Here is a 16175-nt window from a genome sequence, read left to right as displayed (position 1 = left end):
ATGAAACCGATCCGCAAAGCCGTCTTCCCCGTCGCCGGCCTCGGCACCCGCTTCCTTCCCGCGACCAAGGCGATCCCCAAAGAGATGCTGCCCGTCGTCGACCGGCCGCTGATCCAATATGCGGTCGACGAGGCGCGCGAGGCAGGGATCGAACAGATGATCTTTGTCACCGGCCGCGGCAAGAGCGCGATCGAGGACCATTTCGACGTCGCTTTCGAACTCGAAAAGACGATGTCCGAACGCGGCAAGGATTTGTCGGTGCTCGAACCGACGCGCCTCGGACCCGGTAACTGCGCCTATGTCCGCCAACAGGAACCGCTCGGGCTCGGCCACGCGATCTGGTGTGCGCGCGACATTGTCGGCGACGAGCCTTTCGCGATCTTCCTGCCGGACGAATTCATGCACGGGTCGCCCGGCTGCATGAAGCAGATGGTGGATGCCTATGCCCAGGTGGGCGGCAACCTGATCTCGGTGCTCGAAGTGCCGCACGAACAGGTATCGAGTTATGGCGTCATCGCGCCCGGCGCGCGTGACGGGGCGCTGACCGAGGTGACGGGCCTTGTCGAAAAGCCGGCGATCGAAGCTGCGCCGTCGAACCTGATCATTTCGGGCCGCTATATCCTGCAACCCGAAGTGATGCGGGTGCTCGAAAAACAGGAAAAGGGCGCGGGCGGCGAAATCCAGCTGACCGATGCGATGGCGACGATGATCGGCAACCAGCCCTTCCACGCCGTCACCTTCGACGGCGCGCGCTATGACTGCGGGTCGAAGGCGGGGTATATCCAGGCCAATCTCGCAGTCGCGCTCGAACGGCCCGACATGGCCGACGAGGTCCGCGCCTTTGCGATCGACCTGTTGAAATAGCCCGGCGGAGGCCTCGCCCCCGCCCGGAAAGCGGTTATTCGCCTTCGATATTCGGCTTGGGGAAGGTGTCGGCCCCCAGCGTTTTGTAAAGCAATCCGCCGACCGCCCCGCCGATCAGCGGCGCGAGCCAGAACAACCACAATTGCTGGAGCGCGATGCCGCCGACGACAAGCGCCGGGCCGGTGCTGCGCGCCGGGTTGACCGAGGTGTTGGTCACCGGGATCGAAATCAGGTGGATCAGCGTCAGCGCAAGGCCGATGGCGATCGGGGCGAAGCCCGCTGGCGCGCGGCCGTCGGTCGATCCCATGATGATCCACAGGAAGAAGGCGGTCAGGACGATTTCGATGATGAAGCCCGACCAGATGTCATACTGTCCCGGCGATCCGGCACCGAACCCATTGGCGGCGAGGCCGTTGGTCGCAAGGTCGTATGACTGGCTGCCGCTGGCGACGTAAAAGAGCAGGAATGCCGCGACGATCGCGCCGAGCACCTGCGCAATAACGTAAAGCGGGATGTCGCGCGCGTCGAAACGCCCGCCCGCCCACAGTCCGACGGTGACTGCCGGATTGAGATGACATCCCGAAATATGGCCGATCGCATAGGCCATGGTGACGACCGTCAGACCGAAAGCGAGCGAGACACCGAGCAGTCCGATCCCGACATCGGGAAAGGCGGCGGCCAGAACCGCGCTGCCGCAACCGCCGAATACAAGCCAGAACGTGCCGATAAATTCGGCCAAACCCTTTTGGATATTCGTCATCTTGACCCTCCTCCCCGCCGGCGGCCTCAGACGCCTCCGGCGCTCGGGCCATCCTACCAGCGCTGCGCCATCGGGCAACCCCTTGTCCGGGCGTGACGAATCAGGCGACGGCGACCGCTTCGACGAAGCGTTGCGCGCGCTGGTGCAGCGACAGCGCGGCGTCGGTCAGCCCGGCTGACAATTTGCCGAGCGATTGGGCGCCGTCGCCGACCGCGGTCGCGCCATGCCCGATCTCGCGGACACGCGCATCGATCTCGCGCCCCGCGAACACCGCCTGCTCGACATAGCTTGCGATCATCAGCGTCGTCGCACTCTGCCCATCGACCGCTTTGTCGATCGCGTCGGAGAAGCCGTTGTTCGCGTCGATCGCCTTTTCGACCTCGTCGAAACCCGCTGCGACCTGCCCGACAATGTCGCGGATCCGGTCGACATATTGGGTGATGTCGCCGGCGGCGATGCGCGTCTGGTTCGCCAGCACCTTCACCTCCGATGCGACCACCGCAAAGCCGCGGCCCGCATCGCCGGCGCGCGCCGCCTCGATCCCCGCGTTGAGCGCGAGCATGTTGGTGCGGCTCGCCATGTCGATGATCAGCGCGAGCATCTGCTCGATCGACTGGCTCGCCGATTTGAGCGCGATCGCCCGCTCGCTCGCCTGTTTGATCTTGCGATAGGCATCGCCACGAACCGCACGGGCCCGCGATCCGTCGTCGACGATCTTCGCCATCGTCGCAGCGAGCGCATGACCGCGATCGCCGAGTTCCTGCAATCCCGCGAGCGTCTGCGCAGTGGCGCCAGCGACGGTCACCGCGTCGCTGCCGGTCTGGCGCGCGCGTTCGGACAGCGTCCCCGCGACCGCCTCGACCTTGCGCGCCATCTCCGACAGCGCGGCGGTCAGCGCGGTGATGTCTTGCTGGAACCGGCGCCCGGCGTCGTCGATATGCGTCGCGCGCGTAGCGCGCTCCTCTGCCAATTCGACCTCGCGCAGCATCGCCAGCTTCGCAAGCTGGCCGCCGTCGAGCGTTTCGACAAAACGCCCCGCGCGGACGAGGATCAGTTCCTGCTGCCCCGGCGACCGTGCGACGATGCGCAGCAGGTCGGGGGTCGAGCAGGCGACATCGGCGACCGGGCAGGGTTCGATCATCGAGGCGATCGAGCCCCCGATCGTGGGATTCTGCATCAGCGAGAACCAGAAGGGGCAGAAAAGCAGTTCGCGCACACGCTGTTCGCGGATGATGCCGATGGGGCGGTCGCCGGCGTCGATCACCGCCAGCGCGCGTAGTTGCGGGTTACCGCGAAACAGGTCGATGACCTCGGACATATGCGCGTCGGCACCGATCGCGGACGCGTGGCCCGGCGATGGCGTAAAGGCATATCCCATGGCGTTCATCTGACTCTCTTCATGCTGCGACCCGTTCGCGCATGACCTAGGGCCTGTCGGTAAACAGTAATTTAACCATTTATTTCAGTGATGTGACACATGGGCCACCGATCGTGGCGGCCCGTCGCAATATCCTGTTCAGATCGCGGCGGTTATGCGATGGGACGCCAGTCCGCGAGGAGAAGAGAAATGCGCGTCCTGATTGCTGCCTTGCTGGCCGCCCCCCTGCTCGCTGGCTGCGTCAGCGCGGTCAAGACCGTCGTTACCGCGCCGGTCAAGGCCGTGGGGCAGGTCGCCGACTGGTCGACGACGAGCCAGGACGAGGCCGACCGCAACCGCGGCCGCGAAATGCGCAAGCGCGAGGAACAGATGGGCAAGCTGTCGCGCCAGCGCGACAAGGCGGCCGAAAAATGCCGCGACGGCAAAGCCGACCAGTGCCAGCGTGTCGAAGTGCTCGAGCATGAGATCGAGGCGCTGATGGCGGCGCCGCGTTAGAATTGATCGCGGTACCAGCCCGCTCCCTCACCCGGCCTCCCATTTCAGCATACTCTGTGCGAGGCCGGGTGGGGGAGCGGGCTGGTACCGCCTTCGCCGTCAGGCGAAGATGATCAACGCACCCGCCGGCCCGTCCACACGACGCGGCCGACCAGCTGAACCGACGCCATCGGCAAATCGTCCCAGCTGCGATAATGCGGATTGTCGCTGATCACCGAAATGCGCCCCTGTCCCGGCGCGCGCGCGACGCGCTTCACCATCAGCACATCGTCCATGCGCAGCACATAAATGCCATCGCGCAGCCGCGCCGCGGCGTCGCCGCCGTCGACCAAGATATCGTCGCCATCGTCGAGCGTCGGCGCCATCGAATCGCCCTCGACGCGAATGATGCTGAGCGCGCGCGGGTCGGCGCCAAGGTCGCGCAGCCATTTGGGGTCGAACGCGACTTCGCCCTCGACCGCCTCGCCGTCGACGCTCGCGCCGGCACCTGCAGAGGCACCGATTGCCAGTTTCGGCACGAGAATCATTCCAGGCCCCCGCGCCCGCGCCGGACTTGCCACGCGCTGCACCGGGCCTCCGAGCATCGCCTCGGGCACCCCCAGATAAGCGGCAATACGCGCGCGGTCGTCTTCGGCGAGGCGCCGCGGCGATCCGCGCTTGATATATTGCTGGATGTAGGCGGGATTGCGCCCGATCACCTGCGAGATGCGCGCATAGTCGACCCCCCTTTCGGTCAGGAGGCGGTCGAGCGCCGCACGCGGGTCCTGGGCAAAATCGGTCATAGGATTTGTTGGGGCCGGTCCTTCCTATTTCGTCTCTAGCAAGCGGATTTTTCCTAGACAAGTAGGAAATCGAATATCAAATAGGAAATATCCTATCGGGTGAGTCGCCCGGTTTCCACTGCGATCTGGGAGGAAAATATGGAGCGCAGCCTGTTGCAACGGATCGAGGCCTTTCTGAAGGAATCGGCGATGCCGCCGAGCGTGTTCGGCCGTGACGCGGTGCGCGATCCGCGGCTTGTCAGCGACCTGCGCGGGGGGCGCGAACCGGGGCTTCAGCTGATATGTCGTATAGAACATTTCATGAACAAATGGCGTGCCGACCGCCGCGCGGGCCATGTCGCGCCGCAGGGCGACCGCCGTCTACGCGCGATGCGCCGTCCGGGTGCGGGAACGCGGGTATGATGCGCTGGTCGCCCGCTGCGCCGCCGCGCCCCGGCTGCCCGCACCGCCGGCTTCGCCACCTGCTGCTCCGCGAAATGCCGCCCGGGCTGGCGGTCGGCGCATCGACGTTTCGCCCATGGGCGAGCGCAAGCTTCGTCGGGGCGCGGCACCTGTTCCCGTGCACGCTCGCGGCCGGCGACGCCGAAACGGTGCGCCGCGCGCTGCACGACCGGCTGGGTGCGACCGAATGGGCGCTGCCTGGGCATATCGTCGCCGATGTCGTGGTCGAATGCGGCGCCGGGCCGGACCGGCTGCAAATCGAAATATTGACGGTCGAGGACTAGCCCGCGCGCGTCAGCCGACCGACTGGCGCGTCATCCGCTGCAAGGTGCCGAGTGCAGCTTCGAGCGCGAAGTCGACTTCGGGTTCCGGTTCCGCGACAAAGCCATCCGATACCGGAATGGTCGCCTTCGCAACCACATCCAGACGGCGGCGCGACAGCCCTGCCTCGAATCGCGCGACCATCGCGCCGAGCGACTTGTCGGCGGTATCGGGCAGTGGCGGCGGCGCGGTCATTTCGGCGGGTTGCAGCCAGGGCGCCTCGCCATCGAACTCTTCTTCGGGGGCGAGGTCGGCGAGGACGAGTTCCTCCTCTTCCGCCGCGACCGCTTTTCCTGACCATGGGTCGAGTCCGGTTTCATAAGGGCTGACCGTATCGATCGGCCCCAGCCCGCCCGCGGGCAGGTCGCGCCCGGCGCGGATCGGCGGACGCGGCGGATCGTCGGGGTGCAGGTCGACGCGGCGGCGCGTCAGCACCGGCTCGTCATCGTTCGCCTCGTCGGGCGCACGGCGGAAACGGTCGCGCAGCGAAGACAGCCCCGCCGCTTCGGGTTTGGCGATCAACAGCGCGACAAGCCCCGCCAGCACCGCAGCGATCGCCGCCATGCCGAACGCCAGCGCCAGCCGCCCGCCATTGCCGATCGGCGGCACGAACAGGTCGGAAAGCCGGTCGAGATAAAGGTTCCAGCTGATCCCCGCGACCCACGAAAAGGGCATCACGGCGGCGAACAGGAAGGTCAGCGCCGCAGCGCCGATCACCGCCGGAATCGCGGGCTGGAGCGCGCGCAGCAGCGCAGTCGCTATATCCCTGGCCCGGTTCTCGCTGGTCTCTTCCATATCGTCCCAAATCCATCGGCCCGGCGGGCCATCTATCGTCAGTTCGCGCGGCGACGTCAGGCGCCGCGCAGCAATCGCTGGTAAACCGGCTCGTAACGTAAAATGTTTGATGACCAGTTACGATGGGTTTCGACAAAAATACGTGCCGTGCGCCGGCGCTCGGGCCACATTGCCCTGTTTTCCAGCAGCCTGGCGAGCGCGTCGGCAATCGCGGCCGGGTCGTCGGGCGCGAACAGCGTGCCGGTCACGCCATCCTCGATCAACTCGCGGTGACCGCCGACGCTCGACGCCGCAACCAGCTTGCCCTGCGCCATCGCCTCGAGCGGTTTCAGCGGCGTGACCAGATCGGTCAGCCGCATCTTCTTGCGCGGATAGGCGAGGATATCGATCAGCGAATAGTAACGCTCGACCTCGGTGTGCGGCACGCGGCCGACGAAATGGATATGCGCCGCTGCGGGCGACGCTGCGGCCTGCGCTTTTAGCGCCCCCTCCATCGGGCCGCCGCCAACGAGGAGGAGCCGCGCCCGCGGCTGCACCGCGACGAGCGCGGGCATCGCCGCGATCAGGTCGTCGATTCCTTCATAATCGTAGAAGCTGCCGATGTAGCCGATCACTGCATCCTCGGCGGCGAGTCCCAGCGTTTCGGCAAGCGCATCGTCGCGCGGCGGCGGATCGCCGAACAGGTCGAGGTCGACGCCGTTCGGCGACACGGTGATCTTGTGCGCGTCGATACCGCGCGCGATCAGGTCGCCGCGCAGCCCTTCGCAGATCACCGCGACCGCGTCGGCCGATTTGACCGCATGGGTTTCGAGGTGCTTGGTCAGCCGATAGCGCAGGCTGCCCTCGCGCCCGGTGCCGTTGCCGACCGCCGCATCCTCCCAGAATGCACGGATTTCATAGATGACCGGAATACCGAGCTTCTTGCCGACGCGCAGCGCCGCAAGCCCGTCGAGCACGGGCGAGTGCGCGTGCAGCACATCGGGCTTCCATTCCTTCGCCAGCGCCTCGACGCGTTTCGCCAGCGCGCCGATTTCGCGCCATTCGCGGATCGGCGCGCGCGCGGGCGCGATCGGCGGGGTGCGGTAAAAGGTCAGCCCGTCGACCGTCTCGCCATCCGGCCCCGGATCGGGGTGGCGTACGCCGGTAACGCCCGCCACCGCCCATCCCTTCGCGGCCTGCGCCTTCATCAGCGCGCGGGTACGAAAGGTATAGCCGCTGTGCGCGGGCAGGCTATGATCGAGGACGTGCAGGATGCGTGTCATAGGCCAGTGCACTGACATACAAGCCTTAACGCGGCGTCAACCCCGATCGCGTAGCGGGAGCGAACATGGTCGACAATTTCTCCATTGGCCTGACGCACGCCTTGATGGCGATTGCACTCTGGCGCCTGCTCCATCGCGACGATCTCGACCGCGAGGTCAGCCCGCGCATGCTCTGGCAGCAGCGCCGCGATGCCGAACGCGCCGAAGCGGACGCTCGCCCCGATGCGTGACCTTGCCTTCGTCGCCTTTCTTTTTGCCTTCATCGGGGTCGGCTTCAGGAAGCCGTTCCTCTTCATACTGTGCTTTTGCTACATCGACATCGTCGCGCCGCAACGGCTCAGCTATTTCCTGATCAATTCGATCCCGATCTCGCTGATCGTCTTCGGACTCGCGATCGTCGGCTGGCTCGCGGTCGACGACAAGCGCGACACACGGTGGTCGGGCCGCCAATTCCTGCTGGCGGCGCTGCTCTTCTATTGCTGGATGACGACGATCAACGCCGACTTCCCGGTCGAGGCCGCCGACAAATGGAGCTGGGTGTGGAAGGCGCTCGTCTGGGCGATCTTCCTGCCGCTCACCTTGCGCACGAAGCTGCGCATCGAATCGCTCGTCCTCTTCATGCTGCTCTCGGCGGCGGCGATCGCGATCGCGGGCGGGATCAAGACCGCGGCCGGCGGCGGCGGCTATGGGACGCTGCAATTGCTGCTCAACGAAAATTACGGCCTCTACGAAGGATCGATCATGTCGGCGGTCGGGATTTCGATTATCCCGCTGATCCTCTGGTATCGCAGGCATGGCACGATTTTCCCGCCCGACTGGCGCGTCTCGATCTTCTGCTTTGCGCTCGTTTTCGCCTGCGCGCTGCTGCCGATCGGCACACAGGCGCGTACCGGGCTCGTCTGCCTCGTGATCCTCGCGGTCATGTCGCTGCGCGCGGTGAAGCACCGCTTCCTCTACATGGCGGGTGCGGGCCTTCTCGCGGTCGCGGCGATCCCCTTCCTGCCGCAAAGCTTTACCGAGCGAATGGAGACGATCCGCGACCATAAGTCCGACCAGTCGGCCTCGACGCGCGTTGCCGTGTGGGCGTGGACGTGGGAATATGCGAAGGAAAATCCGTTCGGCGGCGGCTTCGAAGCCTATATCCAGAACCATGTCCGCGTCGAAAAGGCGGCGAGCGCCTATGACCCGAACGCGCCGCAGAACGCGCAGGCGACGGTCTATGAAGAAAAATCGCGCGCCTATCATTCGAGCTATTTCGAAATGCTCGGCGAACAGGGCTATCCCGGACTCGCGCTCTGGCTGCTGATCCACGCCATCAGCCTCGTCCGCATGGAGCAGCTCCGGCGGCGCTACATCAAGACGCGGCGCGCCGAGGAACAATGGATCGCGCCGCTCGCGACCGCGCTCCAGCACGGCCATGTCACCTATATGGTCGGATCCATGTTTGTCGGCATCGCGTTCCAGCCGTTCATCTACATGATGCTCGCGCTCGAAATGGGGCTGTCGACCTATGTCCGTCGGCGCGAGCAGGAAGCGGGGTGGCGCCCGCTGACCGCGCGTCCGGCGCAGGTTCCCGCGCGCCACCCGGCGACGCATCCCGGCTGACGCCGGAACCAACAGGCGGGGCGGGCGCTATAAAGCCATGTCCGCCACGCGCCTGATCCACGTCGACGACAGCCTGCCCGGCATCGGCCGCGAGCGCTCGGGGGCCGGATGGCGCTACCGCGATGCCAAGGGAAAGATCATCCGCGAACGGGGCGAAATCGATCGCCTCAACGCGATCGCGCTGCCGCCCGCCTATGAGGATGCGTGGTTTTGCCCGGCGCCGAACGGCCATATCCTCGCAACCGGCTATGACGCGCGCGGACGCAAACAATATCGCTATCACCCCGAATTCCGCATGGCGCGCGACGCCGACAAATATGACCGCTGCGCCGCCTTCGGCCATGCGCTGCCATTGCTGCGCGCGCGCCTCGTCGATGACCTGAACCGCCGGACGCTGTGCTCCGAGCGCGTCGTCGCGGCGGTCGTGCGCCTGCTCGACCTCGCCGCGCTCCGCGTCGGGAACGAGCAATATGCCGCCGCGAACAGGAGTTTCGGCGCGACAACGCTGCGCCAGCGCCACGCCAAACTCTCGGGCAAGACGCTTCGCCTCAAATATGTCGCGAAGGGCGGCGCGAAGCGTGAGGTGGCGATCAGCGATCGCAGCCTTTCCACGCTCGTCCGCCGGTTGCAGGACCTTCCCGGCCAAAATTTGTTCCAATATGCCGAAGGCGACGGCTTCTGCGCCGTCGGCTCCGACGATGTGAACGCCTATATCCGCGAGGCGATGGGCGGCGAATTCAGCGCCAAGCACTTCCGCACCTGGTCGGCGAGCGTCGAGGCCTTCGCTTTCCTCTACGACGCCCCCGAACCGCCGACCTTGAAGGCCATGCTCGAACATGTCGCCGATCGCCTCGGCAACACGCCCGCGATCGCGCGCAAGGCCTATGTCCACCCCGCGATGCTCGCCGCGGCGCAGGCGCGCGAAGATTTCGCAGCCGGGGTCGGCAACCTCCCACGCGCGACGCGCTATCTTTCGCGTTACGAACGCGGATTTTTGACCTATCTGGAGCGGGCGCCCGCGGCCGCGGTGCTGCTCCAATCCGCCTGATCCGATTCAAGAGGACCCCCGGACCCCCATGACTTTCTCCTTGCTTGCCGCTGCGACCTCCGCCGCCCCGAAAACCGCACCCGCGCGGGCGGCCCCGACCAACCCGCTCGACGACCTCCAGCGCTGGTGGGACATGAGCGTCGCCTGGGTGGATAGCCACTGGCTGCAAATCGGCATCGCCATCGGCGTCGGCCTGATCATCTATTTCCTGCTGTCGATGGTCCGCAGCTTCGCGCTCAAACATGCCCAGCGGGCAGAGGGCGAGATGACGCTCACGCATATCGCCGGACGGGTCATCCACAAGACGCGATCCGGTGTGCTTGCGATCATCGCGATCCGCATGGTCGCAGGCTATGCGCAGCCGCCAGCGATCATCATGCAGACGGTCCAGTTCGTCTTCACCGTCGCGGTGGTGCTCCAGGTTGCGATCTGGGCGCGAGAGATCGTGCTCGGGCTGATCCAGCGCCGCGCCTCCGAGGGTCAGAACGAGACGCTATCGAACGCGATGGGCATCATCCGCCTGCTGATCAGCGTCGCCTTGTTCGCGATCGCGGCGATCGTCATCCTCGACAATATGGGGGTCAATGTCACCGGCCTGATCGCCGGTCTCGGCATCGGCGGCATCGCGATCGGCCTTGCCGCGCAAGGCATCTTCTCCGACCTCTTCGCCTCGCTCTCGATCATCTTCGACCGGCCGTTCCGCGTCGGCGAGACGATCAAATATGACATGAGCACCGCGACGGTCGAGCGCATCGGGCTGAAAAGTACGCGCCTCCGTTCGCTCAACGGCGAATTGCTGGTGATCTCGAACACAAATCTGCTGAGCAAGGAGATCACCAATTTCGCGCACCTCCATCGCCGCCGGATCACCTTCAAGATCGGCGTCATCTATCAGACGAGCCCCGAGATGCTGCGCGACCTTCCCGCGCTGCTCGAGGAACAGGTGGTCGCGGGCGGACAGGAATTCATCCGCTCGAGCTTCCTGACCTTCGGGCCGTCGAGCCTCGACTTCGAACTGCTCTTCGACGTGTTCAGCGACGAGTTCGACGTCGTCGCCGCGGCGCGCACCGATATCGGCATCCGCCTGTTCGAGGCGATGGCAAAGGCGGGATATGAGTTCGCCTATCCGACCCAGACCACCTTTACCGCGGCGCCCGACGGGACGATGATCATGCCCTATTCCGAGTCTCCGAAACCCAAGGGGAGCGCCGCGAAGGCAGCCAAGCCCGGCTGACGCTACGGCGCGGCGGCTGCGGGGGTTGGCCCTTGTGCAACGCGTCAAGAGAGGCCTAGAACGCGCCCCGAACCAGCTATTGAGGGGATGATTTATGGCCACCACCACGCCGCAGGAGCTGCAGACCAAGGTCGGGCAGAATATCGGCACGTCCGAATGGGTGCTCGTCGATCAGGACATGATCAACAAATTCGCCGACGCGACGGGCGATCATCAGTTCATCCATATCGACGAGGAAAAGGCGAAGCTGACGCCCTTCGGCGGCACGATCGCGCACGGCTTCCTCACACTCTCGCTGATCCCGATGCTCGGCGCCAAGACCGACGCGCCGAAGATCGAGGGCGTCAAGATGGGCGTCAACTACGGCGGCAACAAGGTCCGCTTCCTCGCCCCCGTCCGCTCGGGCAAGCGCGTACGCAGCCATGTAAAGCTGCTCGAGCTCGAGGAAAAGCGCCCCGGCCAGTGGCAGCAGACCAACGAAATCACCGTCGAGATCGAGGGCGAGGAAAAGCCCGCGCTGATCGCCGAGTGGATTACGCAATTCTTCGTCTGAACAGGATTTGACCGGCAGACCTCCCCCGAAAAGATAACCGGAACCAACAAGAAGGACCCCAATCATGCGTGACGCCGTCATCGTTTCCACCGCCCGCACCCCGCTGACCAAGGCGGCGCGTGGCTCGTTCAACAACACGCTTGCCCCGACGCTGGGCGCCCATTCGGTCCGCGCGGCGGTCGAGCGCGCCGGTCTTGAGGGCGGCGAAATCGACGACGTGCTGTTCGGCGCGGCGATGCAGCAGGGATCGCAGACGATGAACATCGGCCGCCTCGTCGCGCTGCGCGCCGGCCTGCCCGTCACCGTCCCCGGCATGTCGATCGACCGCCAGTGCTCGTCGGGCCTGATGACGATCGCGACCGCCGCGAAGCAGATCATCGTCGACCGTCAGGACATTGCTGTCGCCGGCGGCATCGAATCGATCTCGAAGGTCAGCGGCAGCGGCAAGGTGTTCATCGAGACCGACGCCGAGCTGATCGCGATGCACGGCGCCACCTATATGCCGATGATCGGCACCGCCGAGGTTGTCGCGAAGCGTTACAACATCAGCCGCGAAGCGCAGGACGAATATTCGCTCCAGTCGCAGCAGCGCACCGCCGCCGCGCAGGCGTCGGGCAAGTATGACGACGAGATCGTCGCCTGCAAGGCGACCATGGCGGTCGTCGACAAGGAAACGAAGGAAGTCAGCTTCAAGGAGGTCGTCGCCGACAAGGACGAGTGCAACCGTCCCGACACGACGCTCGAAGGGCTCGCCAGCCTGAAGCCGGTGATGGGCGAAGGCCACACGATCACCGCGGGCAACGCGAGCCAGCTCGCCGACGGTTCGTCGGCGTGCGTCGTGATGGAAGCCAAGGTCGCCGAAAAGCGCGGTCTCCAGCCGCTCGGCCGCTATGTCGGCATGGCAGTCGCGGGCACCGAACCCGATGAAATGGGTATCGGCCCCGTCTTCGCGATCCCCAAGCTGCTCGAACGCTTCGAGCTCAAGATGGACGATATCGGCCTGTGGGAACTCAACGAAGCCTTCGCCGTGCAGGTGCTCTATTGCCGCGACAAGCTCGGCATTCCGAACGAGCTGCTCAATGTCAACGGCGGCTCGATCTCGATCGGCCACCCCTTCGGCATGACCGGCGCGCGCTGCGTCGGCCACGCGCTGATCGAAGGCAAGCGCCGCGGCGTCAAATACGCCGTCGTCACCATGTGCATCGGTGGCGGTCAGGGCGCAGCGGGCCTGTTCGAGGTCTTCTGATTTGCGCCTGAACGCCCCGCGTATCGAGCCGGTCGACCTGGACCGGCTCGATGCCGACCAGCGCGCCGCGCTCGAACCCTTCCTTGCCTCCGATGGGGGCAAGGTCGGGGGCGGCAAGATCCTCAACATCTTCCGCACCCTTGCCCATGCGCCAAAGGCGCTCACCGCCTTCCTCGGCTGGGGCAATTATATCCTCTCGAAGCGCAATGCGCTTTCGCCCCGCGACCGCGAGCTTGTCATCCTGCGCACCGGCTACAACTGCCGATCGGGTTACGAATGGACCCAGCACAAGCGCATCGGGCTCGACTGCGGCCTTTCCGAAGACGAGATCGCGCGCATCAAGGCCGGTCCCGACGCCGAAGGCTGGAGCGACCTCGATCGCGCGATGCTCCGCGCCACCGATGAACTCTCGTCCAGCCATTTCGTCAGCGACGCCACCTGGATGGCGCTCGCGCCGCTCGGCGACAAGGGCCGCATGGACCTCGTCATGACCGTCGGCCAGTACACGCAAGTTTCGATGATTTTGAACAGCTTCGGCATCCAGGTCGAGGATGGCTGGGACGTCGACCCCGACCTCAGGGCCTGATCAAATTGGGAGAATGACATGAGTGCCATCGGTGTGATCGCCACGCTGCGCGTGCAGCCCGGCAAGGAAGTGGAATTCGAAGGCGTGTTCGCCGAACTCGCACCCGCGGTCGCCGCGAACGAGCCGGGCAACAGCTATTACCGCCTGTTCCGTACCGCCGAGGCCGGCGTCTACAAGGTGCTCGAATGCTATGACGACGATGCGGCAGTCGAGGCGCACCGCGCGTCGGATCATTTCCGCACCCTCGGCGCGAAACTCGGCCCCTGCCTCGCCGGCGCGCCCGAAATCGAGCGTCTCGCCGCAGTCTGATCGCTGCTAGCCCAGCTCGGCAATCTCTTTCGCCCGGTCGCCGAGGAGGTAGCGCGGTCCGGAACCGCGCTGCGCCGCCTTGTCGTCGCGGTTATAGAGTCCGCATTTCTTCAAGGACAGGCAGCCGCACCCGATGCAATCGCCGAGCAGTTCGCGTGTCCGCTGCAGCGCCGCGATTTGCGCGTCGATCCGCGCGCGCAGCCCCGTGCTGATCCGCGTCCAGTCGGTTCCGTTGGGCGTCCGTCCCGCGGGAAGCCGCGTCAGTTCGGCGGCGATCTCCTCAAGGCTCAATCCCAGTTGCTGCGCGATCAGGATGAAAGAGACGCGGCGGATATCGGCACGCAGGAAGCGCCGCTGCCCGCCCCCAGTGCGCAACGCCTCGACCAGTCCCTTCGCTTCGTAAAAGCGGATCGCCGACACCGCGACGCCGGTGCGCGCCGCGAGTTCGCCGATGGCGATCAGGTCGGTCCGGTGCATCGCGGGGGCTCCTTTCTTTTCTCTTGATCTAAACCTCACTTGAGCTTTCATAAGCCGCGCGTCAACGCGAATCAGGAGAAGACAAGGTGACGCACCCCTTCATCGAGCATGTAAATCTGACGGTCAGCGATCCCGACCGCACGGCGGGAATTCTCTCCGCCGTCTTCGGCTGGCACGAACGCTGGCGCGGCCCCGCGCGTGACGGCGGCCGAACGATCCATCTCGGCAGCGACTCCGCCTATATCGCGCTCTACACCGGCCCCGACGGGCAGCATGCCGGCCTCCAATATGAAAAGGGTATCCCGCTCAACCATGTCGGCGTGCAGGTCGACGATCTCGACACGATCGAGATGCGCGTCAAGGCGGTGGGCCTCGTCCCGTTCGAACATGGCGATTACGAGCCGGGCCGCCGCTTCTATTTCCTCGACCCCGACGGCATCGAATATGAAGTCGTCAGCTATGCCGAGCCGCGCCTGCGTTGAACGGGGCAACGGCCAGCCGATTGCGGCGTTGATCGGTCATCGAGGGGACGAAAGGAGCCGTTCCCATGGCCGACGATATCAAAAAGCAATTCTGGAAAGCACTCGCCGACAGCCCCTATGTCATGGTCGGCGCGACCGGCGAGCGCGAACATCATATCCCGATGAACGCGCAGCTCGACAAGGATGCCGACAGCGCCTTCTGGTTCTTCACCGCAACCGATAACCGGCTTTCAGGCGGCGGTCCTGCGATGGCGCAATTCGCATCGAAGGGCCACGACCTCTTCGCCTGCATTGCGGGTACGCTGGTCCGCGAGAGCGACCGCGCGATACTCGACAAATTATGGAACAACAGCATCGCGGCCTGGTACGAAGGCGGCAAGGACGACCCGAAACTCGTCCTGCTCCGCTTCGATCTCGACAATGCCGAAATCTGGACCGCCGACCCGAGCATCAAGGGCCTGTTCAAGCTCGCGACGGGGATGACGATGAAGGAAGGCGAACTCGGCCAGCACGCCGAAGTGGCGCTCTAGGGTCCTGGCCCTAGATTCCGATTCGCCCCTCGCGAAACTCGAACCCGCCCTCGCGGTCGCGTTCGAGCAAGGCGGGGCCGTCGAGGTCGACCCAGCGCGCGCGCTGCGCCAGAACAAAAGCTGGCGCGATCGCAAGGCTGGTGCACAGCATGCACCCGGCCATGATCGACAGCCCTGCCGCATCGGCCGCATCGGCGATCTTTAGCGCCTCGGTCAGGCCGCCCGCCTTGTCGAGCTTGATGTTCACCCCGTCGTAAAAGGGGCCGATCCGCGCGATGTCGGCGGCGGTCTGACAACTTTCGTCGGCGAGGAAAGGGATCGGTGCATAAATGGGATCGAGCAACGCGTCAGCGCCCACCGGCACCGGCTGCTCGATCATCTCGACCCCCATGTCGGCGAGGGCTTCGGCCTCGCTCAATATGTCGATCGCGCCCCAGCTTTCATTTGCATCGACGATCAGTCGCGCTTCGGGCGCGCCTCTGCGCACGGCAGAGACGCGCAGGCGATCATTTTCGCCGGTCAGCTTCAGCTTGAGCAGGCGATAGCCGTCGGCCGCGGCTGTCGCCGCCTGTTCGGCCATCGCGCCGGGCGATCCGAGCGAGATGGTGAAGGCGGTGACCCGCGACGTCGGCGCCCCATCGCACCCGGCGAGCTGCCAGAGCCGAAGGCCGCGCTGCTTGGCTTCAAGATCCCACAGCGCACAATCGAGCGCGTTGCGCGCCGCCCCCGCCGCCATCAACTCCTGTACCGCAGCGCGTGCGTCCGCCGCGCCCATGTCGGCGATATGCGGCGCGGCGAGCAAGATCTGGTCGCGGCACCCCACCGCGTCCTCACCATGATAATAAATGGGGGTGCCCTCGCCGCGCCCAACGGCGCCTTCTCCTTCGATTTCGGCGACGACGACATCGATATGCGTCCTCGCGCCGCGGCTGATGACGAACGCGCCCGCGACCGGCCAGCGTTCGACGCGAGCGCTTTTCAGTTGGATAGCCATGCGGGGACAGTAA

Annotated in this window: 21 protein-coding genes; 14 read left to right on the top strand and 7 right to left on the bottom strand. The window is 65.4% G+C overall.

The genetic code is table 11. From position 1 onward, the window contains the following. Nucleotides 1-864: a UTP--glucose-1-phosphate uridylyltransferase GalU gene (galU, locus tag VGN62_RS10270; protein ID WP_327453412.1), complete on the top strand. Its 864-nt coding sequence runs from the start codon at nt 1-3 to the stop codon at nt 862-864. A gap of 34 nt (nt 865-898) precedes the next feature. On the opposite strand, the gene aqpZ is transcribed toward galU, so the two are convergent. Then, nucleotides 899-1624 (bottom strand): aquaporin Z, encoded by a 726-nt coding sequence (gene aqpZ / locus VGN62_RS10265; protein WP_327453410.1) that lies wholly within the window; start codon nt 1622-1624, stop codon nt 899-901. Between the two features lie 100 nt (nt 1625-1724). After that, entirely contained in the window at nt 1725-3011 is a 1287-nt protein-coding gene (locus VGN62_RS10260) for a methyl-accepting chemotaxis protein (RefSeq protein ID WP_327453408.1), read from the bottom strand. A gap of 180 nt (nt 3012-3191) precedes the next feature. Between VGN62_RS10260 and VGN62_RS10255 the strand changes: the two genes are divergently transcribed. Continuing rightward, entirely contained in the window at nt 3192-3497 is a 306-nt protein-coding gene (locus VGN62_RS10255; RefSeq protein WP_327453406.1) for a hypothetical protein, read from the top strand. Nucleotides 3498-3610: 113 nt separating this feature from the next. Here the strand turns inward: VGN62_RS10255 and VGN62_RS10250 are convergent, their stop codons facing one another. Then, nucleotides 3611-4279 carry a S24 family peptidase gene (locus VGN62_RS10250; RefSeq protein ID WP_327453404.1) on the bottom strand — a complete coding sequence of 223 codons (669 nt, stop codon included), beginning with the start codon at nt 4277-4279 and terminating at the stop codon, nt 3611-3613. Between the two features lie 138 nt (nt 4280-4417). On the opposite strand from VGN62_RS10250, the gene VGN62_RS10245 reads away from it, so the two are divergent. After that, nucleotides 4418-4681, top strand: a complete 264-nt coding sequence (locus tag VGN62_RS10245; protein ID WP_327453402.1) for a hypothetical protein — start codon at nt 4418-4420, stop codon at nt 4679-4681. After that, nucleotides 4678-5004 (top strand): hypothetical protein, encoded by a 327-nt coding sequence (locus VGN62_RS10240; RefSeq protein WP_327453400.1) that lies wholly within the window; start codon nt 4678-4680, stop codon nt 5002-5004. Before VGN62_RS10245 ends, VGN62_RS10240 begins: the two co-directional genes overlap by 4 nt. 10 nt (nt 5005-5014) lie before the next feature. Here the strand turns inward: VGN62_RS10240 and VGN62_RS10235 are convergent, their stop codons facing one another. Together VGN62_RS10235 and VGN62_RS10230 are read right to left on the bottom strand one after the other, a co-directional pair. Beyond that, nucleotides 5015-5836, bottom strand: a complete 822-nt coding sequence (locus VGN62_RS10235; protein WP_327453398.1) for a hypothetical protein — start codon at nt 5834-5836, stop codon at nt 5015-5017. A gap of 56 nt (nt 5837-5892) precedes the next feature. Then, nucleotides 5893-7098 (bottom strand): TIGR04063 family PEP-CTERM/XrtA system glycosyltransferase, encoded by a 1206-nt coding sequence (locus tag VGN62_RS10230; RefSeq protein ID WP_327453397.1) that lies wholly within the window; start codon nt 7096-7098, stop codon nt 5893-5895. A 65-nt stretch (nt 7099-7163) separates the two neighbouring features. Between VGN62_RS10230 and VGN62_RS10225 the strand changes: the two genes are divergently transcribed. The 8 genes from VGN62_RS10225 to VGN62_RS10190 all read left to right on the top strand — a co-directional run bounded on the left by VGN62_RS10225 (nt 7164) and on the right by VGN62_RS10190 (nt 13679). Further along, entirely contained in the window at nt 7164-7328 is a 165-nt protein-coding gene (locus VGN62_RS10225) for a hypothetical protein (protein WP_327453395.1), read from the top strand. After that, nucleotides 7321-8703, top strand: a complete 1383-nt coding sequence (locus tag VGN62_RS10220; protein WP_327453735.1) for a putative O-glycosylation ligase, exosortase A system-associated — start codon at nt 7321-7323, stop codon at nt 8701-8703. The genes VGN62_RS10225 and VGN62_RS10220 overlap by 8 nt, the downstream gene beginning before the upstream one ends. 37 nt (nt 8704-8740) lie before the next feature. After that, nucleotides 8741-9751 (top strand): DNA topoisomerase IB, encoded by a 1011-nt coding sequence (locus VGN62_RS10215; protein WP_327453393.1) that lies wholly within the window; start codon nt 8741-8743, stop codon nt 9749-9751. 28 nt (nt 9752-9779) lie between these two features. Next, on the top strand, nt 9780-10985 hold the full coding sequence (locus VGN62_RS10210) for a mechanosensitive ion channel family protein (RefSeq protein ID WP_327453391.1): 1206 nt from the start codon (nt 9780-9782) through the stop codon (nt 10983-10985). Between the two features lie 94 nt (nt 10986-11079). Beyond that, the gene (locus tag VGN62_RS10205) at nt 11080-11538 is read left to right on the top strand and encodes a MaoC family dehydratase (RefSeq protein ID WP_327453389.1); all 459 of its coding nucleotides are present in this window, start codon (nt 11080-11082) and stop codon (nt 11536-11538) included. 64 nt (nt 11539-11602) lie between these two features. Beyond that, on the top strand, nt 11603-12784 hold the full coding sequence (locus VGN62_RS10200) for an acetyl-CoA C-acyltransferase (protein WP_327453387.1): 1182 nt from the start codon (nt 11603-11605) through the stop codon (nt 12782-12784). Nucleotide 12785: 1 nt separating this feature from the next. After that, complete coding sequence (locus VGN62_RS10195) at nt 12786-13370, top strand: carboxymuconolactone decarboxylase family protein (RefSeq protein ID WP_327453385.1); 585 nt, start codon at nt 12786-12788, stop codon at nt 13368-13370. 18 nt (nt 13371-13388) lie between these two features. Beyond that, nucleotides 13389-13679, top strand: coding sequence for a putative quinol monooxygenase (locus VGN62_RS10190; protein WP_327453383.1), 291 nt, complete (start codon nt 13389-13391; stop codon nt 13677-13679). 6 nt (nt 13680-13685) lie between these two features. Here VGN62_RS10190 and soxR read toward each other — a convergent pair whose 3' ends face one another. Beyond that, a complete protein-coding gene (soxR, locus tag VGN62_RS10185; RefSeq protein ID WP_327453381.1) occupies nt 13686-14156 on the bottom strand; it encodes a redox-sensitive transcriptional activator SoxR in 471 nt (156 codons plus the stop codon). Between the two features lie 86 nt (nt 14157-14242). Here soxR and VGN62_RS10180 point away from each other — a divergent pair, with 86 nt between their 5' ends. Continuing rightward, entirely contained in the window at nt 14243-14638 is a 396-nt protein-coding gene (locus VGN62_RS10180; protein ID WP_327453379.1) for a VOC family protein, read from the top strand. 65 nt (nt 14639-14703) lie between these two features. Further along, entirely contained in the window at nt 14704-15168 is a 465-nt protein-coding gene (locus tag VGN62_RS10175) for a pyridoxamine 5'-phosphate oxidase family protein (protein WP_327453377.1), read from the top strand. 10 nt (nt 15169-15178) lie between these two features. Here the strand turns inward: VGN62_RS10175 and VGN62_RS10170 are convergent, their stop codons facing one another. Next, the gene (locus VGN62_RS10170; RefSeq protein ID WP_327453375.1) at nt 15179-16162 is read right to left on the bottom strand and encodes a dipeptide epimerase; all 984 of its coding nucleotides are present in this window, start codon (nt 16160-16162) and stop codon (nt 15179-15181) included. Between the last annotated feature and the right edge of the window lie 13 nt (nt 16163-16175).

Source organism: Sphingopyxis sp., from assembly GCF_035998905.1.
GTDB lineage: Bacteria > Pseudomonadota > Alphaproteobacteria > Sphingomonadales > Sphingomonadaceae > Sphingopyxis.
Note: the sequence above shows the minus strand (reverse complement) of the source record. Positions and strands in the feature narration are given on the sequence as shown.